General features: G+C 37.2%; 20 protein-coding genes and 2 pseudogenes. 10 read left to right on the top strand and 12 right to left on the bottom strand.

All coding sequences use genetic code 11. The annotated features are described in order from the left end of the window. Positions 1-81: 81 nt before the first annotated feature. From EII37_RS09280 to EII37_RS09255, 6 genes and pseudogenes are all read left to right on the top strand, one after another. Positions 82-438, top strand: a pseudogene (locus EII37_RS09280) (YtxH domain-containing protein); the annotation flags it as partial. After that, complete coding sequence (locus EII37_RS09275) at positions 435-1,436, top strand: lysozyme family protein (protein WP_124788372.1); 1,002 nt, start codon at positions 435-437, stop codon at positions 1,434-1,436. The pseudogene EII37_RS09280 and the gene EII37_RS09275, both read left to right, overlap by 4 nt. Further along, on the top strand, positions 1,433-2,368 hold the full coding sequence (locus tag EII37_RS09270; RefSeq protein WP_124788371.1) for a conjugal transfer protein: 936 nt from the start codon (positions 1,433-1,435) through the stop codon (positions 2,366-2,368). The genes EII37_RS09275 and EII37_RS09270 overlap by 4 nt, the downstream gene beginning before the upstream one ends. 313 nt (positions 2,369-2,681) lie before the next feature. Further along, positions 2,682-2,729: pseudogene (locus EII37_RS11560) on the top strand (hypothetical protein); the annotation flags it as partial. A gap of 15 nt (positions 2,730-2,744) precedes the next feature. Then, positions 2,745-4,664 carry a tetracycline resistance ribosomal protection protein Tet(M) gene (gene tet(M) / locus EII37_RS09260; protein ID WP_050072437.1) on the top strand — a complete coding sequence of 640 codons (1,920 nt, stop codon included), beginning with the start codon at positions 2,745-2,747 and terminating at the stop codon, positions 4,662-4,664. 118 nt (positions 4,665-4,782) lie between these two features. After that, complete coding sequence (locus EII37_RS09255) at positions 4,783-4,950, top strand: cysteine-rich KTR domain-containing protein (protein WP_000336323.1); 168 nt, start codon at positions 4,783-4,785, stop codon at positions 4,948-4,950. A 59-nt stretch (positions 4,951-5,009) separates the two neighbouring features. Here the strand turns inward: EII37_RS09255 and EII37_RS09250 are convergent, their stop codons facing one another. Together EII37_RS09250 and EII37_RS09245 are read right to left on the bottom strand one after the other, a co-directional pair. Then, positions 5,010-5,363, bottom strand: a complete 354-nt coding sequence (locus EII37_RS09250; protein ID WP_001227347.1) for a helix-turn-helix transcriptional regulator — start codon at positions 5,361-5,363, stop codon at positions 5,010-5,012. Positions 5,364-5,462: 99 nt separating this feature from the next. Further along, positions 5,463-6,811 (bottom strand): IS3 family transposase gene (locus EII37_RS09245; RefSeq protein ID WP_124788370.1). Its coding sequence is split into 2 segments (ribosomal slippage): positions 5,463-6,370 and positions 6,370-6,811, totalling 1,350 coding nucleotides; the frame shifts between segments, so codons are not numbered across the junction. A gap of 495 nt (positions 6,812-7,306) precedes the next feature. On the opposite strand from EII37_RS09245, the gene EII37_RS09235 reads away from it, so the two are divergent. Next, positions 7,307-7,729 carry a sigma-70 family RNA polymerase sigma factor gene (locus tag EII37_RS09235; RefSeq protein WP_000804885.1) on the top strand — a complete coding sequence of 141 codons (423 nt, stop codon included), beginning with the start codon at positions 7,307-7,309 and terminating at the stop codon, positions 7,727-7,729. Beyond that, on the top strand, positions 7,726-7,956 hold the full coding sequence (locus tag EII37_RS09230) for a helix-turn-helix domain-containing protein (RefSeq protein ID WP_000857133.1): 231 nt from the start codon (positions 7,726-7,728) through the stop codon (positions 7,954-7,956). The genes EII37_RS09235 and EII37_RS09230 overlap by 4 nt, the downstream gene beginning before the upstream one ends. Before the next feature lie 225 nt (positions 7,957-8,181). On the opposite strand, the gene EII37_RS11435 is transcribed toward EII37_RS09230, so the two are convergent. Next, positions 8,182-8,433, bottom strand: a complete 252-nt coding sequence (locus EII37_RS11435) for a hypothetical protein (protein WP_001845478.1) — start codon at positions 8,431-8,433, stop codon at positions 8,182-8,184. Between EII37_RS11435 and EII37_RS09220 the strand changes: the two genes are divergently transcribed. Together EII37_RS09220 and EII37_RS09215 are read left to right on the top strand one after the other, a co-directional pair. Next, positions 8,417-8,620, top strand: a complete 204-nt coding sequence (locus EII37_RS09220; RefSeq protein ID WP_000814511.1) for an excisionase — start codon at positions 8,417-8,419, stop codon at positions 8,618-8,620. The genes EII37_RS11435 and EII37_RS09220 overlap by 17 nt on opposite strands. Positions 8,621-8,701: 81 nt before the next feature. Next, positions 8,702-9,919, top strand: a complete 1,218-nt coding sequence (locus tag EII37_RS09215) for a tyrosine-type recombinase/integrase (protein ID WP_124788369.1) — start codon at positions 8,702-8,704, stop codon at positions 9,917-9,919. Between the two features lie 214 nt (positions 9,920-10,133). Here the strand turns inward: EII37_RS09215 and EII37_RS09210 are convergent, their stop codons facing one another. From EII37_RS09210 to EII37_RS09170, 9 genes are all read right to left on the bottom strand, one after another. Then, positions 10,134-10,721 (bottom strand): CPBP family intramembrane glutamic endopeptidase, encoded by a 588-nt coding sequence (locus EII37_RS09210; RefSeq protein ID WP_000821309.1) that lies wholly within the window; start codon positions 10,719-10,721, stop codon positions 10,134-10,136. A gap of 2 nt (positions 10,722-10,723) precedes the next feature. Continuing rightward, on the bottom strand, positions 10,724-10,957 hold the full coding sequence (locus EII37_RS09205) for a hypothetical protein (RefSeq protein WP_000840776.1): 234 nt from the start codon (positions 10,955-10,957) through the stop codon (positions 10,724-10,726). Positions 10,958-10,969: 12 nt separating this feature from the next. Continuing rightward, positions 10,970-11,350: a hypothetical protein gene (locus EII37_RS09200; RefSeq protein WP_061864590.1), complete on the bottom strand. Its 381-nt coding sequence runs from the start codon at positions 11,348-11,350 to the stop codon at positions 10,970-10,972. Continuing rightward, on the bottom strand, positions 11,343-11,792 hold the full coding sequence (locus tag EII37_RS09195; protein WP_000645896.1) for a hypothetical protein: 450 nt from the start codon (positions 11,790-11,792) through the stop codon (positions 11,343-11,345). The genes EII37_RS09200 and EII37_RS09195 overlap by 8 nt, the downstream gene beginning before the upstream one ends. Next, positions 11,776-13,134, bottom strand: coding sequence for a DNA (cytosine-5-)-methyltransferase (dcm, locus tag EII37_RS09190; protein ID WP_124788368.1), 1,359 nt, complete (start codon positions 13,132-13,134; stop codon positions 11,776-11,778). The genes EII37_RS09195 and dcm overlap by 17 nt, the downstream gene beginning before the upstream one ends. Positions 13,135-13,232: 98 nt before the next feature. Then, a complete protein-coding gene (locus EII37_RS09185) occupies positions 13,233-14,012 on the bottom strand; it encodes a replication initiator protein A (protein WP_124788367.1) in 780 nt (259 codons plus the stop codon). Beyond that, entirely contained in the window at positions 14,009-14,182 is a 174-nt protein-coding gene (locus EII37_RS09180) for a hypothetical protein (protein WP_000159607.1), read from the bottom strand. The genes EII37_RS09185 and EII37_RS09180 overlap by 4 nt, the downstream gene beginning before the upstream one ends. A gap of 208 nt (positions 14,183-14,390) precedes the next feature. Continuing rightward, a complete protein-coding gene (rlmD, locus tag EII37_RS09175) occupies positions 14,391-15,752 on the bottom strand; it encodes a 23S rRNA (uracil(1939)-C(5))-methyltransferase RlmD (RefSeq protein ID WP_124788366.1) in 1,362 nt (453 codons plus the stop codon). 73 nt (positions 15,753-15,825) lie between these two features. Further along, entirely contained in the window at positions 15,826-16,800 is a 975-nt protein-coding gene (locus tag EII37_RS09170; RefSeq protein ID WP_124788365.1) for a DUF1002 domain-containing protein, read from the bottom strand. Between the last annotated feature and the right edge of the window lie 35 nt (positions 16,801-16,835).

The following is a 16,835-nucleotide window of genomic DNA, read 5'->3' as shown; positions in this document are numbered from 1 at the left end:
CCTTTAAAATGATTCATCGTCATTCCTCCTGCTATCTTTTTCTATTATTCTACCTTATTTGATAGTAGATTTAAAACTTTGCAACAGAACCCTTCTGTTCATGAAAGACCGACTACAAGACAAGAACAATATCATGATGAACAGACCTCAAAACAGTCTAATATTCAGACTTCATATAAGGAATCTCAACAAGCCAAACAAGAGCGTCCAGCAGTTAAGTCCGATTTTTCAAGTCCAAAAGTGGAACGCCAAGGCAATACCGTTCAAGAAAAAACCGTTCAAAAGCCAGCAACTTCAACCACTACAGCAGATAGAACTTCACAACGTCCAATCACAAAAGAACGTCCGTCTACTGTTCAAAGAGTACCACTACAAAATACAAGAAGTAGACCACCAATCAAAACCGCCACCATTAAGAAAGTCGGTAAGAAACCATGAAGTTGAAAACTTTAGTGATTGGTGGTTCTGGATTATTCTTGATGGTCTTCTCACTGCTTCTGTTTGTTGCCATTTTATTTTCAGATGAACAGGACAGCGGAATTTCCAATATTCATTATGGAGGTGTGAATGTTTCCGCAGAAGTGCTGGCTCATAAGCCTATGGTAGAAAAATATGCCAAAGAATATGGCGTTGAAGAATATGTCAACATACTTCTTGCGATTATACAGGTGGAATCGGGCGGTACTGCGGAAGATGTTATGCAGTCCTCGGAATCCCTCGGTCTTCCACCTAATTCATTGAGTACAGAAGAATCCATTAAGCAAGGTGTGAAGTATTTCAGTGAATTATTAGCCAGTAGCGAAAGGCTCAGTGTAGATTTAGAATCGGTTATCCAGTCCTACAATTATGGTGGTGGTTTCTTAGGGTATGTGGCTAATCGTGGAAATAAATATACCTTTGAACTGGCTCAAAGTTTCTCAAAAGAGTATTCAGGTGGCGAAAAAGTGTCTTACCCCAATCCCATAGCCATACCTATCAATGGGGGCTGGCGATACAACTATGGCAATATGTTTTATGTGCAACTGGTAACGCAGTATCTTGTCACAACAGAGTTTGATGATGATACGGTACAAGCCATCATGGACGAAGCACTGAAATATGAGGGCTGGCGATACGTTTACGGTGGAGCTTCCCCGACTACTTCTTTTGATTGTAGCGGACTGACACAATGGACGTATGGAAAAGCTGGAATTAACTTACCACGAACCGCACAACAGCAATATGATGTGACCCAGCATATCCCACTATCGGAAGCACAAGCTGGCGATTTGGTTTTCTTTCATTCTACCTATAACGCTGGCTCTTATATTACTCATGTTGGGCTATACCTTGGCAATAACCGTATGTTTCATGCAGGCGACCCAATCGGTTATGCCGACTTAACAAGCCCCTACTGGCAACAGCATTTAGTGGGAGCAGGACGAATCAAACAATGAGAAAGGAAGATATAATGATGAAATTTAGAAAAAATCAGAATAAAGAAAAACAGATACCAAAGGAAAAGAAACCTCGTGTCTACTATAAGGTCAATCCTCATAAAAAGGTTGTGATTGCCTTGTGGGTACTTTTAGGGCTTAGTTTCAGCTTTGCGATATTCAAGCACTTTACAGCTATAGATACTCATACTATTCACGAAACAACTATCATAGAAAAGGAATACGTTGATACTCATCATGTAGAAAATTTTGTAGAGAACTTTGCGAAAGTCTACTATTCATGGGAGCAATCCGATAAGTCCATTGATAATCGAATGGAAAGTCTAAAAGGCTATCTGACAGATGAACTTCAAGCTCTCAATGTTGATACAGTACGCAAAGATATTCCTGTATCGTCTTCTGTAAGAGGATTTCAGATATGGACGGTAGAGCCAACTGGCGACAATGAGTTTAATGTAACCTACAGTGTAGACCAGCTCATTACAGAGGGAGAAAATACAAAGACCGTCCACTCTGCTTATATAGTGAGTGTCTATGTAGATGGTTCTGGAAATATGGTACTGGTTAAGAATCCGACCATTACCAACATACCTAAGAAATCAAGTTATAAACCAAAAGCCATTGAAAGTGAGGGGACGGTTGATTCCATTACAACCAATGAAATCAATGAGTTTTTAACGACGTTCTTCAAGCTCTATCCTACAGCGACAGCCAGTGAACTTTCCTACTATGTGAATGACGGGATATTAAAACCAATCGGAAAAGAGTACATCTTTCAAGAACTGGTAAATCCTATTCACAATCGTAAGGATAATCAAGTCACGGTATCGCTGACAGTGGAGTATATCGACCAGCAGACCAAAGCAACGCAGGTATCTCAATTTGATTTGGTACTTGAAAAGAACGGGAGTAATTGGAAGATTATAGAATAACAAATATTGGTACATTATTACAGCTATTTTGTAATCACGTACTCTCTTTGATAAAAAATTGGAGATTCCTTGACAAATATGCTCTTACGTGCTATTATTTAAGTATCTATTTAAAAGGAGTTAATAAATATGCGGCAAGGTATTCTTAAATAAACTGTCAATTTGATAGTGGGAACAAATAATTGGATGTCCTTTTTTAGGAGGGCTTAGTTTTTTGTACCCAGTTTAAGAATACCTTTATCATGTGATTCTAAAGTATCCGGAGAATATCTGTATGCTTTGTATGCCTATGGTTATGCATAAAAATCCCAGTGATAAGAGTATTTATCACTGGGATTTTTATGCCCTTTTGGGCTTTTGAATGGAGGAAAATCACATGAAAATTATTAATATTGGAGTTTTAGCTCATGTTGATGCAGGAAAAACTACCTTAACAGAAAGCTTATTATATAACAGTGGAGCGATTACAGAATTAGGAAGCGTGGACAAAGGTACAACGAGGACGGATAATACGCTTTTAGAACGTCAGAGAGGAATTACAATTCAGACAGGAATAACCTCTTTTCAGTGGGAAAATACGAAGGTGAACATCATAGACACGCCAGGACATATGGATTTCTTAGCAGAAGTATATCGTTCATTATCAGTTTTAGATGGGGCAATTCTACTGATTTCTGCAAAAGATGGCGTACAAGCACAAACTCGTATATTATTTCATGCACTTAGGAAAATGGGGATTCCCACAATCTTTTTTATCAATAAGATTGACCAAAATGGAATTGATTTATCAACGGTTTATCAGGATATTAAAGAGAAACTTTCTGCCGAAATTGTAATCAAACAGAAGGTAGAACTGTATCCTAATATGTGTGTGACGAACTTTACCGAATCTGAACAATGGGATACGGTAATAGAGGGAAACGATGACCTTTTAGAGAAATATATGTCCGGTAAATCATTAGAAGCATTGGAACTCGAACAAGAGGAAAGCATAAGATTTCAGAATTGTTCTCTGTTCCCTCTTTATCATGGAAGTGCAAAAAACAATATAGGGATTGATAACCTTATAGAAGTGATTACGAATAAATTTTATTCATCAACACATCGAGGTCAGTCTGAACTTTGCGGAAAAGTTTTCAAAATTGAGTATTCGGAAAAAAGACAGCGTCTTGCATATATACGTCTTTATAGTGGCGTACTGCATTTGCGAGATTCGGTTAGAATATCGGAAAAGGAAAAAATAAAAATTACAGAAATGTATACTTCAATAAATGGTGAATTATGTAAAATCGATAAGGCTTATTCCGGGGAAATTGTTATTTTGCAGAATGAGTTTTTGAAGTTAAATAGTGTTCTTGGAGATACAAAGCTATTGCCACAGAGAGAGAGAATTGAAAATCCCCTCCCTCTGCTGCAAACGACTGTTGAACCGAGCAAACCTCAACAAAGGGAAATGTTACTTGATGCACTTTTAGAAATCTCCGACAGTGACCCGCTTCTGCGATATTATGTGGATTCTGCGACACATGAAATCATACTTTCTTTCTTAGGGAAAGTACAAATGGAAGTGACTTGTGCTCTGCTGCAAGAAAAGTATCATGTGGAGATAGAAATAAAAGAGCCTACAGTCATTTATATGGAAAGACCGTTAAAAAAAGCAGAGTATACCATTCACATCGAAGTTCCACCGAATCCTTTCTGGGCTTCCATTGGTCTATCTGTAGCACAGCTTCCATTAGGGAGCGGAGTACAGTATGAGAGCTCGGTTTCTCTTGGATACTTAAATCAATCGTTTCAAAATGCAGTTATGGAGGGGATACGCTATGGCTGTGAACAAGGATTGTATGGTTGGAATGTGACGGACTGTAAAATCTGTTTTAAGTATGGCTTATACTATAGCCCTGTTAGTACCCCAGCAGATTTTCGGATGCTTGCTCCTATTGTATTGGAACAAGTCTTAAAAAAAGCTGGAACAGAATTGTTAGAGCCATATCTTAGTTTTAAAATTTATGCGCCACAGGAATATCTTTCACGAGCATACAACGATGCTCCTAAATATTGTGCGAACATCGTAGACACTCAATTGAAAAATAATGAGGTCATTCTTAGTGGAGAAATCCCTGCTCGGTGTATTCAAGAATATCGTAGTGATTTAACTTTCTTTACAAATGGACGTAGTGTTTGTTTAACAGAGTTAAAAGGGTACCATGTTACTACCGGTGAACCTGTTTGCCAGCCCCGTCGTCCAAATAGTCGGATAGATAAAGTACGATATATGTTCAATAAAATAACTTAGTGTATTTTATGTTGTTATATAAATATGGTTTCTTGTTAAATAAGATGAAATATTTTTTAATAAAGATTTGAATTAAAGTGTAAAGGAGGAGATAGTTATTATAAACTACAAGTGGATATTGTGTCCTGTATGTGGAAATAAAACACGATTAAAGATAAGGGAAGATACTGAATTAAAAAAATTCCCCCTCTATTGTCCGAAATGCAGACAAGAAAATTTAATTGAAATAAAGCAGTTCAAAGTAACTGTGATTACAGAGCCAGACGCAAAGACGCAGAGCCGATAAAATGAGATTAATACAATCTCATTTTATCGGCTCTTTCCGTTATGTATGGATTCTTTTAATTAGTCTTCGATGTTTCTTGCTTCGTTGATACCGCTGGCTAAAGATTCCATTAAGGATAGTTCTTTGTCTGTAAAGCTATCCATGTATTTCTCTATCTGTAATCGTCGGGTGCTTTTTACCAAGTTATTAGCAGGTAAGAAAAATTCATCAACGGAAACATGAAGTAACGATACAAGGTCATAAAGAACTTGTATGCTGGGGTGTTGCCCTTTATTTTCAATATTAGTTAAGTACCGTGGGTCAATTTCAATCAATGCTCCCACTTGTTCACGAGTTAAACCTCGTTTCAATCGAGCTTCTTTAATGGCTAAACCAAAGGCTCTAAAATCATATTTATCTTCTTTTTTACGCATAGTAGACCACCTCTATACATTTTATTGTTCCTACTGAATTAAAAACAGGTATAGAAAAACGTGTTATATGTACTGACCCCAAAAAGTTAGACAATCAATTTATCCGAAGGATTTAGTTCTGTATTGCACAGGACTGAGTCCTTTTAGTTTTACCTTAATTCGTTTATTGTTGTAGTAATCAATATAGTCTACAATAGCTTGTTCCAATTGCTTAAGCGACTGAAACGACTTCTCATAACCGTAAAACATTTCCGATTTCAGAATCCCAAAGAAGGACTCCATCATACCATTGTCTGGGCTGTTACCCTTACGTGACATGGATGCTTGAATTCCCTTACCCTCAAGAAACTGGTGATAAGAATCGTGTTGATATTGCCAGCCTTGATCACTATGGAGAATCGTATTCTCGTAGTGCTTCTCTGTGAATGCCTGTTCCAACATTGTTTTTACTTGTTCTAAGTTGGGTGAAGTTGAAAGATTATAGGCGATAATTTCGCTATTAAAGCCATCTAAAACTGGTGATAAGTAAAGCTTTTGAGTACTTGCTGGAATGGCAAATTCTGTCACATCTGTGTAGCACTTTTCCATTGTTTTAGAGCCTTCAAATTGACGTTGAATGAGATTCTCTGCCTTCTTACCAACATCTCCTTTATGAGAAGAATATTTTCGTTTCTGTCGCATTTTAGCTTGTAAATTGAGTACTTCCATCAAGCGTTGAACTCTTTTATGATTTACCAGATAACCACGATTTCTTAGTTCTAAATGAACCCGACGATAACCATAATTTCCCTTGTGTTCGATAAAAATGGATTGAATTTCATCTTTAAGCTCTTGGTCCTTATCTGGTTTATCTAGCTGTTTCAAGTGATAGTAGTAGGTCGAACGAGCTAGTTTAATGGCTTTTAGAAGAATATCTAACGAAAACTCAGTCATTAATTCTTGAACAATTTCTGTCTTTCTTCTTTCTCTTTTTCCTCCTTCAATCGGAGTTCTCTTAACTTTTTTAGGATAGCATTCTCCGCTCTCAGGTACTCATTTTCTGCTTGAAGACGTTCTAATTCTGTCCTCTCTTCAGGTCTCTTTTTTGGCTTACGTCCCATTTTAGGTACTCTCCCTCTTGTTTTCTCAACAATAGTATACCCGTTTTTCCTGTATTGTGCTAGCCAATTAAGAAGTATCGTACGACTTGGGAGGCCGTATTCAAGAGAAACTCTATCTTTAGTCCAGCCTTCATGTAAGACTTTATGAATCATTTCTTGTTTTAAATCAGGAGAATAGTAACGATTTTTTCCTTTTTTGACAAACTCTATTCCGTAACGATCAATCAATTTAATCATGTATCTAATATTAGAATTGTTTATACCAAATTTATTCGAAAGCTTCTCTAAGCTATATCCTTGTTTTCTAAGTTCATAGATCTGAACTTTATCATCATAAGTTAATTTCATAATAAAAACACCCCAAAAGTTAGATTTTTTCTGTCTAACTTTTGGGGTGCAGTTCAATATGGTTTATAGGTTTATATTTAATAAAAAGCACTACTAAACGCCAATAAAAAAAACCGTTATATGGTAGTGCTATTTACGCTGTTAAAATATTGTATATTACTTCCAAATGGCGGTTTGTTGGAGGTCAACGTCGCCATGAAGTACATCATATACAATAAATTTCCTTACATTGGGTTCTTGTCAAAAAAAGTCGTCTATCTGCAATAGATAAGTACGTCCACCAATGTGGTTTTATAAATCATATAGATAGAATAACAGAAGCATGTAAACAGAGAAATAAATCTGTTTATATGCTTTTTTGGCTATTCAGAACTTTTTTACAAAGTTTATTTATCAGTAATGCAACAAATCCCCCTTTCACATTGGGACTAAGAGTGAAAGGAGATAAACGAGCAAGGCTCACTTCCTTTCCTAGACAGAAAGGGGGTGAGAAACATGAAACCATCTTCTTTTCAGACCACAATAGAAAATCAGTTTGACTATATCTGTAAACGTGCTATGGAAGACGAGCGAAAGAATTATATGCTTTATCTTTCAAGGATTGCAAAGCGTGAGGTGTCCTTTTCGGATGTTGGCGATTATCTTGTTAGCCAGTTTGCGACAACAGATAACTATTCAACTGACTTTCAGATTTTTACACTCAATGGGTTATCAGTAGGCGTTGAAAATGATTTGTTGAGTGAAGCATTACGTGAGTTGCCAGACAAGAAACGTGAAATTCTACTGCTGTTTTACTTTATGGACATGAGCGATTCAGAAATTGCAGACCTGTTGAAATTGAACCGTTCTACTGTCTATCGGCATAGAACCAGTGGACTAGCCTTAATTAAAAAGTTTATGGAGGAATTTGAAGAATGAAAACACAATATCCTATGATTCCCTTTCCTCTCATTGTAAAGGCAACAGATGGCGATACCGAAGCGATTAACCAGATTCTACATCATTACAGAGGGTACATAACGAAGCGTTCCCTACGACTTATGAAAGATGAATATGGCAATCAAAGTATGGTCGTTGATGAAGTCTTACGTGGAAGAATGGAAACCAGACTGATTACAAAGATTTTGTCATTTGAAATTAAGTAATATCCTCTCTCCTTTCGTGGAAGCGTGCTAAACCATTCCACGCTTCCCGAACAGGGAGGTTTGTTATTCCACCAAAGCATATTGAGCTTTCAATGTGTTTTGATAGGCTAACGAGCCATTGTTCTTTGAAAACTGAATAAAAGTAATCGAATACGTTTCGATAAGAAAAGAGCCAACGGAACTAACCGCCATGACCTATCTTATAAAGATAGCGAGCGATTCATGTTAGTGATCCGAGAAGCAATCTTTAGCAGGATTGCCTGCAACGACATTCTTATCGTGATAATGATACTCCCATACAGTCAATAGTCCGAGCGTGATAAAACCGTCGCAGGCAATGAGTATGGCTACATGAGAACCATGCAGGGGTGGAACTCCCGTGAGCTTTGCTAAAGCTGTTCGATTGCTGGTAAAACAACTTTTATGAAATCCAAATAAGTGATTTGGAAAGGAGGATTTTATGAAGCAGACTGACATTCCTATTTGGGAACGTTATACCCTAACCATTGAAGAAGCGTCAAAATATTTTCGTATTGGCGAAAACAAGCTACGACGCTTGGCAGAGGAAAATAAAAATGCAAATTGGCTGATTATGAATGGCAATCGTATTCAGATTAAACGAAAACAATTTGAAAAAATTATAGATACATTGGACGCAATCTAGCGTCGCCAAAGGGTCTTGTATATGATAAAATAGTATTAAGTCGTATCAAGGCTCTTTCCATAAAGGAAAGGAGCAAATGCCATGTCAGAAAAAAGACGTGACAATAAAGGTCGAATCTTAAAGACTGGAGAGAGCCAACGAAAAGACGGAAGATACTTATACAAATATATAGATTCATTTGGAGAACCGCAATTTGTTTACTCGTGGAAACTTGTGGCTACAGACCGAGTACCAGCAGGAAAGCGTGATTGTATCTCACTTAGAGAGAAAATCGCAGAGTTACAGAAAGACATTCATGATGGTATTGATGTTGTAGGAAAGAAAATGACACTCTGCCAGCTTTACGCAAAACAGAACGCTCAAAGACCAAAGGTTAGAAAAAACACTGAAACTGGACGCAAATATCTTATGGATATTTTGAAGAAAGACAAGTTAGGTGTAAGAAGTATTGACAGTATTAAGCCATCAGACGCTAAAGAATGGGCTATTAGAATGAGTGAAAATGGTTATGCTTATCAAACCATCAATAACTACAAACGTTCTTTAAAGGCTTCATTCTATATTGCTATACAAGATGATTGTGTTCGGAAGAATCCATTTGACTTTCAACTGAAAGCAGTTCTTGATGATGATACTGTCCCTAAGACCGTACTAACAGAAGAACAGGAAGAAAAACTGTTAGTCTTTGCAAAAGCTGATAAAACCTACAGCAAAAATTATGATGAAATTCTGATACTCTTAAAAACAGGTCTTCGTATTTCAGAGTTTGGTGGTTTGACACTTCCAGATTTAGATTTTGAGAATCGTCTTGTCAATATAGACCATCAGCTATTGAGAGATACTGAAATTGGGTACTACATTGAAACACCAAAGACCAAAAGTGGCGAACGTCAAGTTCCTATGGTTGAAGAAGCCTATCAAGCATTTAAGCGAGTGTTAGCGAATCGAAAGAATGATAAGCGTGTTGAGATTGATGGATATAGTGATTTCCTCTTTCTTAATAGAAAGAACTATCCAAAAGTGGCAAGTGATTACAACGGCATGATGAAAGGTCTTGTTAAGAAATACAATAAGTATAACGAGGATAAATTGCCACACATCACTCCACATAGTTTGCGACATACATTCTGTACCAACTATGCAAATGCAGGAATGAATCCAAAGGCATTACAGTACATTATGGGACATGCTAATATAGCCATGACGCTGAACTATTACGCACATGCAACATTCGATTCTGCAATGGCAGAAATGAAACGCTTGAATAAAGAGAAGCAACAGGAGCGTCTTGTTGCTTAGTAGTACAAATGAATTTACTACTTATTTACCACTTCTGACAGCTAAGACATGAGGAAATATGCAAAGAAACGTGAAGTATCTTCCTACAGTAAAAATACTCGAAAGCACATAGAATAAGGCTTTACGAGCATTTAAGAAAATATAAAAAGATAATTAGAAATTTATACTTTGTTTATTTCAAAATTAATCCATGCTTAAGACAGACCAGCTATTATTAAAGAAAAAATAAGACATAGACTGATAGGTTCCACACCAAATGTAGCCCCATACTGCCCCATAAGTCCGATTTGTAGCGCACAAGCCCTAAAAACATCCCAAGTGAAACATACAAACACCAAGCTAAAATGGTTCCTGGATGATGAGCTAAGACAAATAAAATACTTGTCAAAGCAACTCGAATATCTAATTTTCTAACCAAGTTCCATAAAATTTCTCGATACAGAAATTCTTCAACCATACTCGCATTGATTAATAACAATAAAAATGAAAACCAAGGGACTTGATGTTGAAGGCCAATTAAGTTTGCTTGATTCGTAGTTCCTTGAGCATGGATTAGGCTAAAACATAGATTTATAATCAGTAGGCTAACGAATCCAATACCAAGCCATTTCATCCTAGTTTTCATATTGACCTTGACAACTTGTTTTCGTTGACCATACATCCATAAAAAAGAAATGAGCGACGCACAATAGAGAATCTGTAGTATGGTTAACTCACTAATACAAAGCAATTTCAGTAAGTATAGGGATACCAATAAGACATTTACTTGTTGGAATATATAAACTGGAATTATTCTTTTCATAGTTACCTCCGAAATAAATCTTCATAATCTAAATCTAATACCTGCACAATCCTTTCTACCCATGGACTTTGAGGCATTCGTTGTTCCATCTTGTAGTGGCGTATCTTTTGATACAAACGATTCAATTCACTTGGATAGTGAAACTCTCCCGCAAACATTTTTCTGGTTAACTCAATCCAGCTGATATTCCTTTCAGCCAAAATAATGGACAAGTTCTCCCAAAATCGTTCTGCCATATTGATTCTCCTTTAGTTAGATAAATAATGTGTTTGTGCCATGTAAATCAATTGTTTCGTATCTCTTGGCAATAAAGCTCTAGCCTCCTCCAGATTCAAATTTGGATAAACTCGCTTATTTGAAACCGCAAGAGGAAGTCTGATGGTTAGTTCAGGATTTTTTAATATCATTTCGATGAAATCTGTTAATTTTAGGTTATCTCGATTCTTAAAACGTAATAAATTGGGAGATAAAAACTCGAAACAATCTGAAGAATAGCTCATCATCTCAATTAATTTATCCTTTGTCATTTCAGAAATAGAATGAGGAGTGACCTCTATGCCATAGTTTTGAAAGAAGTCTAAAAGAAGCTGATTTCTTTGGCTATTTTTACTTAGATAGAGATCAATCATGAGAGACCTCCCAAAGATTCGGTTCCATTTGATATTCTGAGACGATTAAGGAATCTAATAAATTTGCGAAGTTAATCGGTTTCTTGTCTTCATCATAAGCTTTTACAGTTACTTGGGTTGTAAGTATTCCCTCTTTTCCCTCGGCTCGATAGCCTTGTCCATATAAAACAAAAACAAGATTCTGATGATCATCTACAAAGGCATCAGCTCCGTTCTTTATATCCTGACTTTCAAGGAATTCCATAATGTTTTGAAGATAGGATTCGTAAAATAGGGGGTAGTTGTGTTTTTTATGGTAATCATCTAAAAATGTCACCTCAAACTCACATGGATAATTGGGCATCAAAAATATTTGTTCATCCAGCTGTCTGATTTCTGCATCATGTAATTCTGTTTCTAATTCATCACAATCTAGTATTGACTCTTTATTTAAAGCTTTCATCTTTTTCCTCGATTTCTTTTAATTTCTTTGCGATTGTGGCAATCACAGGAACGGTTACACTATTACCAGCTTGTTTATAGAGCTGACTATTACTAGAGACTTTTCTAGCAGCTTCAAAAGCCCAATCAGGAAAGCCCTGTAGGCGAAAACACTCTTTAGGAGTGATTCGTCGTATTCTCAAACGGTAAAATTGTCCATCTATCAAGACACCGGCTACTTGATAAACTTGCTTATCTTCTCCTTCATAGCTAGCCACTACTACTCCCATTTGACCACTAGTTGTTAACGTATTCGCTATGCCTTTTCCAACTCTACCACGACGATACTGAGAACTTGGTCTTTCTAAATTGATTGAATCCCCAATCTCTGCTTGAGCATATCCTTTTTTCGTTGCCTCTCGGACTTTTAGAAATTGGATTGGTTCTGGAATCAGTATTTTGGGGATTTTATCTCCACCTTGCATCGTAGTCAGTGTTGGAGATAAGCCCTCACTTCCATAGACGCGACCTGTTTCCTTAAAGCTAGTTGGTAAATCTCCAACAACGACAATACCATGGCGATCCTGAGTATTTAAAGTAAACATTGGCTCTTGATTATCCTTGAAACGTCTACCATTTTGTCTTTTTTCTAATCTGTCTGGTGTCATACAAGGAATCGCAACTTTAAATCCTTCTCCTTTTCCACGAACTAAGGTTGGCGCAAGACCTTCTGAATAATAGACTTTACCACTCATTCCACTTTTTGATGGATTCAAATTCCCTAATATTTTTAAAGTCTCAGAGTTAGTTGCTTGACCTTCTCGTCTGAAAGGAAATAAGAGTCTGGTACATCTCTTTCTAGAATGTCCGATAATAAACACCCTCTCTCTGTTTTGGGGAACGCCAAAATCCTTACTGTTAAGCACCTGCCACTCAACATCAAACCCCAACTCATCAAGTGTGGTAAGGATTGTGGTGAACGTCCGTCCCTTATCGTGATTGAGTAGGCCTTTAACATTTTCAAGAAAAAGAAAACGTGGTTGGATTTGTTTGGCCGCCCGAGCAATTTCAAAGAACAAAGTTCCTCTAGTATCTTCAAATCCCAATCGTCTTCCTGCGATTGAAAATGCTTGACAAGGGAATCCCCCACAGATGACATCGACTTTCCCTCTAAGTTTTTTAAATTCGTCATCTGAAACATCTCGTATGTCATGAAATTCTATCTCTCCTTTCGTTTGAAAAATGGACTTATAAGATTCTCTAGCAAATTTATCAATCTCACAAAATCCAATACACTCGTGTCCGACACTTTCCATTCCAAGTCGAAAGCCACCTATACCTGAAAACAAATCAATAAATCTCATTTCTTTATCACCCCTTTCTTATCGACTATCATTGTCAGAATTGTCACTCCACTTGAAATGACAATGATCATAACTAATATCCACTCGATTGGCGACATTTAACCACCTCCTTTTCTAACACGGTTGTTCCAAACGGAATACAAGCCATTAAACACAAATTCAGCAAGTACTTCCGCACGTCTAACAAAGTGAACATTATCTAGAGCATATTGATAGATTCTCTCAAAATCAGTCATAGCTATATCACTGGCTGTTTCAGAAAAACCCTCTCGTCTAAATTGATCTTGTACCAATCCCCAAATATAATCTCGATCATATTTTGTGACCTTTTCTACTTTTCTTCTCAAGATAGGTTGAGTATTCCTTTCTTCCTCATCCTCAATAAATAAAGATTCAGTCTCACTATATTTAGTCTCACTAACTTCAGTCTCACTAGTGGCTGAATGTGAGACGGGAGCCGTTTCATTTTCAACCTGCCCTAGTCTTTTTTTAACACTAGGTCTGTTTGAATTAGCTACTGGGGTAGAAGACAACTCCCCTAAATAAATCTTATTAGCTAGTCTTCCTTTCTCACTTGAAGACTGTTGAACTTCATCAATTAAGTCATATTCTTTAAGAGTTTTTTTGATTGATAGTAGTTTTGACTTCGAACAACCTAACAGCCTCATCAGTTTAGAATTAGAAAATACTAAATAAACCGCCCCTTCTTCATCTATCCAACCACGACTAAGAGATAATTCTAAACGATCTTTTAAAATTGAATAAGCCACCTTTACTTCTAATTTCATATCCATATATTTTTCATCCTCAAAAAGAATTTTAGGTAATTTATAATACCGTTCTGAAGTTTGGTATTGATTTGCGGTAATTCGTTTCATAGCGCTCCTCCAAGTTCTTTGAGTATTAAATCTCCACTTGATTCCAATCGAACCAAGCCACTTTTTTCTAATTCAGCCATAAGAGAGATGGCTTCAACAATATCAATTCCCATTTCACGTACTAAAAATGAAATGACAATATAGCGTGATGATTGTAATTCTTTTGTCATTTTTCCTCCAGAAAATAAAAAAAGGAGAACAATATACAATTGTTCTCTCTTTAGATAAATATTTATTGTTGTATTCATTTTTCCGATGCGCAAACGACATCTACAAATACATATACATATATGTGCCTTTTTAGGACTTTTTTGACGTCAAAATTGCCTTTATCTACAAAGACAAAATGCTTGTAAAATAGCTTAAAATCAAGGATTTTCACCCTTTTTTTCGTTGTAGCAACACTACACACTCCACGTGATGCGTTTGAGGAAATAAATCCACTGGCTGAACTTTCTTCAACTCATATCCCAATTCTTGGTAGAGTTTGATATCACGCGCCATGGTGGCGACATTACATGAGATATAGGCGATGCGGTCTGCTCCTGTTTGGGCGCTTGCTTTGATAAAGCTTTCGTTTAAGCCCTTGCGTGGAGGATCAACCAAGATAACGGTTGGTTGAATTCCTTCCTTGAGCCAATTCTTCATTGCGTTTTCAGCTGTGTCACAGACATAGTGGGCGTTTGAAATATTGTTCATCTGAGCATTCTTTTTGCTATTCTCAACCGCCTCTGGAATTACCTCAACACCATAAACTTCTTTGACATGTTTCGCAACAGAAAGACCAATCGTCCCGATACCAGAATAGGCATCAATGACCACATCATCTTCTTTTAATTCAGCAAAGTCAATGGCTGTTTGATAAAGCTTCTCTGCCATTTCAGTATTGACTTGATAAAAAGCGGGTCCAGCGATTTGATAGTCATTTCCCAACATCTGGTCAGTGATAAAGTCTTGTCCATAAAGTGTGCGCCATTCCTTACCAAAAATCGCATTGGTGTTCTGGTCGTTGATATTTTGCATGACAGACACAATCTCTGGGAACTGCTTGATGAGTTGTTCAATCAATTGCTCCACACGAAAAACTTTAGGACGAGTAGTTACCAAAATAACCATGATTTGCCCTGAATAGTGGCCACGACGCACCACAAGGTTTCGAATCAAGCCAGATTGTTCCTTTTCATCGTAAGGCTTCAGGTCATAACGACGGAGCAAGTCACGTAGGGCTACAACTACCTCATCAATCACAGGATCTTGGATAAAGAAATCTTCTAGAGGCATGAGGTCATGGGAATTCTTACGGAAAAAGCCAGTTTCCAAGACACCATTCACTCGACGAACAGGCACCTGCGCCTTATTGCGGTACTTGACTGGATTTTTCATACCCAAAGTTTCAGCAACCTCTATATCATCAATTCCAGCAATCTTGTAGAGACTGTCTTTGACTTGCTTGGTTTTAAATTTGAGTTGTTCTGGATAGGCAAGATGACCTAAATCCGCAATTCCTGAACGTAGGTAAGTCAAATCTAGATCTTGATTACGGTGTGGCGACTGGACTAGGTATTCTTCAACCTTCCCAAAACCAATCTTTTTATTAACCTTGAGGACACGCATGAGGATTTTTTCACTTGGTAAAGCATTCTCAACAAAAAATACCAAACCATCCACCTTGGCAACTCCTGCACCTTCATGGGTCAAGTCCACAATTTCAACTTCTACAATATCATTTTTCTTTAACATTCTCTTCTCTTTCTATTGGCCGACAAAAAAGACGGCAACGTTACGGTTACCATCTATTATACCATGAAATTTCTTAAGAACCAAAACTCTTGAAGAAGTTGACAATGGCTTGCCAGAGGGAGCTTAAGAAGTTCCCGCCATCCTCTAGCGCCTTATCCGCATCAAAGTTAAGGTTGATATTTTTAAAACTGTCGCCAGCTTGTGATACGATGCTTTGTTTAAGGTCATTCAAAGTTTTAGTGAAGTCTGCATTGCTGAGGATATCACTCTTTGAGAGATTCAAAGCAAAATTGATGATGATATTGATTTGGTTTCCTGTTATAACCTGATCGAGTTTGTAATTTTTTAAGGTATCTTCAACGATTTTACGGACATCTTCCTCCGTCAGATTTCCCTTACTTTCTTTAGCTTTGGCGAGTCCTGACTTGATATCGGCTAGGGCAACGTTTAATTTATTAGCATCATAGCCAGTTTTGTCCTTATTTTCAGCATTGATATCGGACAAAGCCTTTAGCTCTTCTTGAGCTAAGTCTTTGTTGGCTTGTGGCACCTTAGCTCCATTAGCTTCTAGCGAATAATAAATCCCTGCTAAAGCACTTTCTCCTGTAACGGGAATAGGTGCTGCTACAGTGATTTTGGCATGTTCCACACCCAGAGTTACTGCTGCGTTTCGGTACATATCCTGAGTCACCTTAGTAATGTTTTCTGGTGTTTCAATCTTGACCTTAAGTGGCGACTTGTCACCTAGTTTTTGAATCTTGGCTGATGAATACAATTGTAAGCTAGAGTCATTGGCAACATTCATAATCTTAGAATAGACATCAGGTGTCATGGTCTTGAGTTCTTTTGTGTCTGTTGAGGCATTGTAGCCTAGTTTTTTAAGGGTTTGATTTTTTTGATCTTCAGACAATGATGAACCTAGGACATATTCAGGTTGGACATAGGTTTCATCGATGACTTTTTGAACATCTGTTGCTGCATGGACACTATTCATAGCTGTTACTGCCCACAAGACCGCAGCACTAGTCAGAAAGAGTTTCTTTCTCATAGGGAATTTCCTCCTTTACCTTTCTAGAGTAATAT

It is taken from the genome of Streptococcus sp. OH4692_COT-348 (assembly GCF_003859975.1).
Lineage (GTDB): Bacteria > Bacillota > Bacilli > Lactobacillales > Streptococcaceae > Streptococcus.
The sequence above is the reverse complement of the archived record's forward strand: the minus strand, read 5'-3'. Positions and strand labels throughout refer to the sequence as shown.

Excerpts from the sequence above, each read along its gene's own strand:
- rlmD (WP_124788366.1), bottom strand. The coding sequence starts at position 15,752 with ATGTTAAAGAAAAATGATATTGTAGAAGTTGAAATTGTGGACTTGACC.
- EII37_RS09235 (WP_000804885.1), top strand. The coding sequence starts at position 7,307 with ATGAAACCATCTTCTTTTCAGACCACAATAGAAAATCAGTTTGACTAT.
- dcm (WP_124788368.1), bottom strand. The coding sequence starts at position 13,134 with ATGAGATTTATTGATTTGTTTTCAGGTATAGGTGGCTTTCGACTTGGA.
- EII37_RS09180 (WP_000159607.1), bottom strand. The coding sequence starts at position 14,182 with ATGACAAAAGAATTACAATCATCACGCTATATTGTCATTTCATTTTTA.
- EII37_RS09205 (WP_000840776.1), bottom strand. The coding sequence starts at position 10,957 with ATGGCAGAACGATTTTGGGAGAACTTGTCCATTATTTTGGCTGAAAGG.
- EII37_RS09275 (WP_124788372.1), top strand. The coding sequence starts at position 435 with ATGAAGTTGAAAACTTTAGTGATTGGTGGTTCTGGATTATTCTTGATG.
- EII37_RS09230 (WP_000857133.1), top strand. The coding sequence starts at position 7,726 with ATGAAAACACAATATCCTATGATTCCCTTTCCTCTCATTGTAAAGGCA.
- EII37_RS11435 (WP_001845478.1), bottom strand. The coding sequence starts at position 8,433 with ATGTCAGTCTGCTTCATAAAATCCTCCTTTCCAAATCACTTATTTGGA.
- EII37_RS09220 (WP_000814511.1), top strand. The coding sequence starts at position 8,417 with ATGAAGCAGACTGACATTCCTATTTGGGAACGTTATACCCTAACCATT.
- EII37_RS09215 (WP_124788369.1), top strand. The coding sequence starts at position 8,702 with ATGTCAGAAAAAAGACGTGACAATAAAGGTCGAATCTTAAAGACTGGA.
- EII37_RS09185 (WP_124788367.1), bottom strand. The coding sequence starts at position 14,012 with ATGAAACGAATTACCGCAAATCAATACCAAACTTCAGAACGGTATTAT.
- EII37_RS09195 (WP_000645896.1), bottom strand. The coding sequence starts at position 11,792 with ATGAAAGCTTTAAATAAAGAGTCAATACTAGATTGTGATGAATTAGAA.
- EII37_RS09270 (WP_124788371.1), top strand. The coding sequence starts at position 1,433 with ATGAGAAAGGAAGATATAATGATGAAATTTAGAAAAAATCAGAATAAA.
- EII37_RS09210 (WP_000821309.1), bottom strand. The coding sequence starts at position 10,721 with ATGAAAAGAATAATTCCAGTTTATATATTCCAACAAGTAAATGTCTTA.
- EII37_RS09170 (WP_124788365.1), bottom strand. The coding sequence starts at position 16,800 with ATGAGAAAGAAACTCTTTCTGACTAGTGCTGCGGTCTTGTGGGCAGTA.
- EII37_RS09200 (WP_061864590.1), bottom strand. The coding sequence starts at position 11,350 with ATGATTGATCTCTATCTAAGTAAAAATAGCCAAAGAAATCAGCTTCTT.
- EII37_RS09250 (WP_001227347.1), bottom strand. The coding sequence starts at position 5,363 with ATGCGTAAAAAAGAAGATAAATATGATTTTAGAGCCTTTGGTTTAGCC.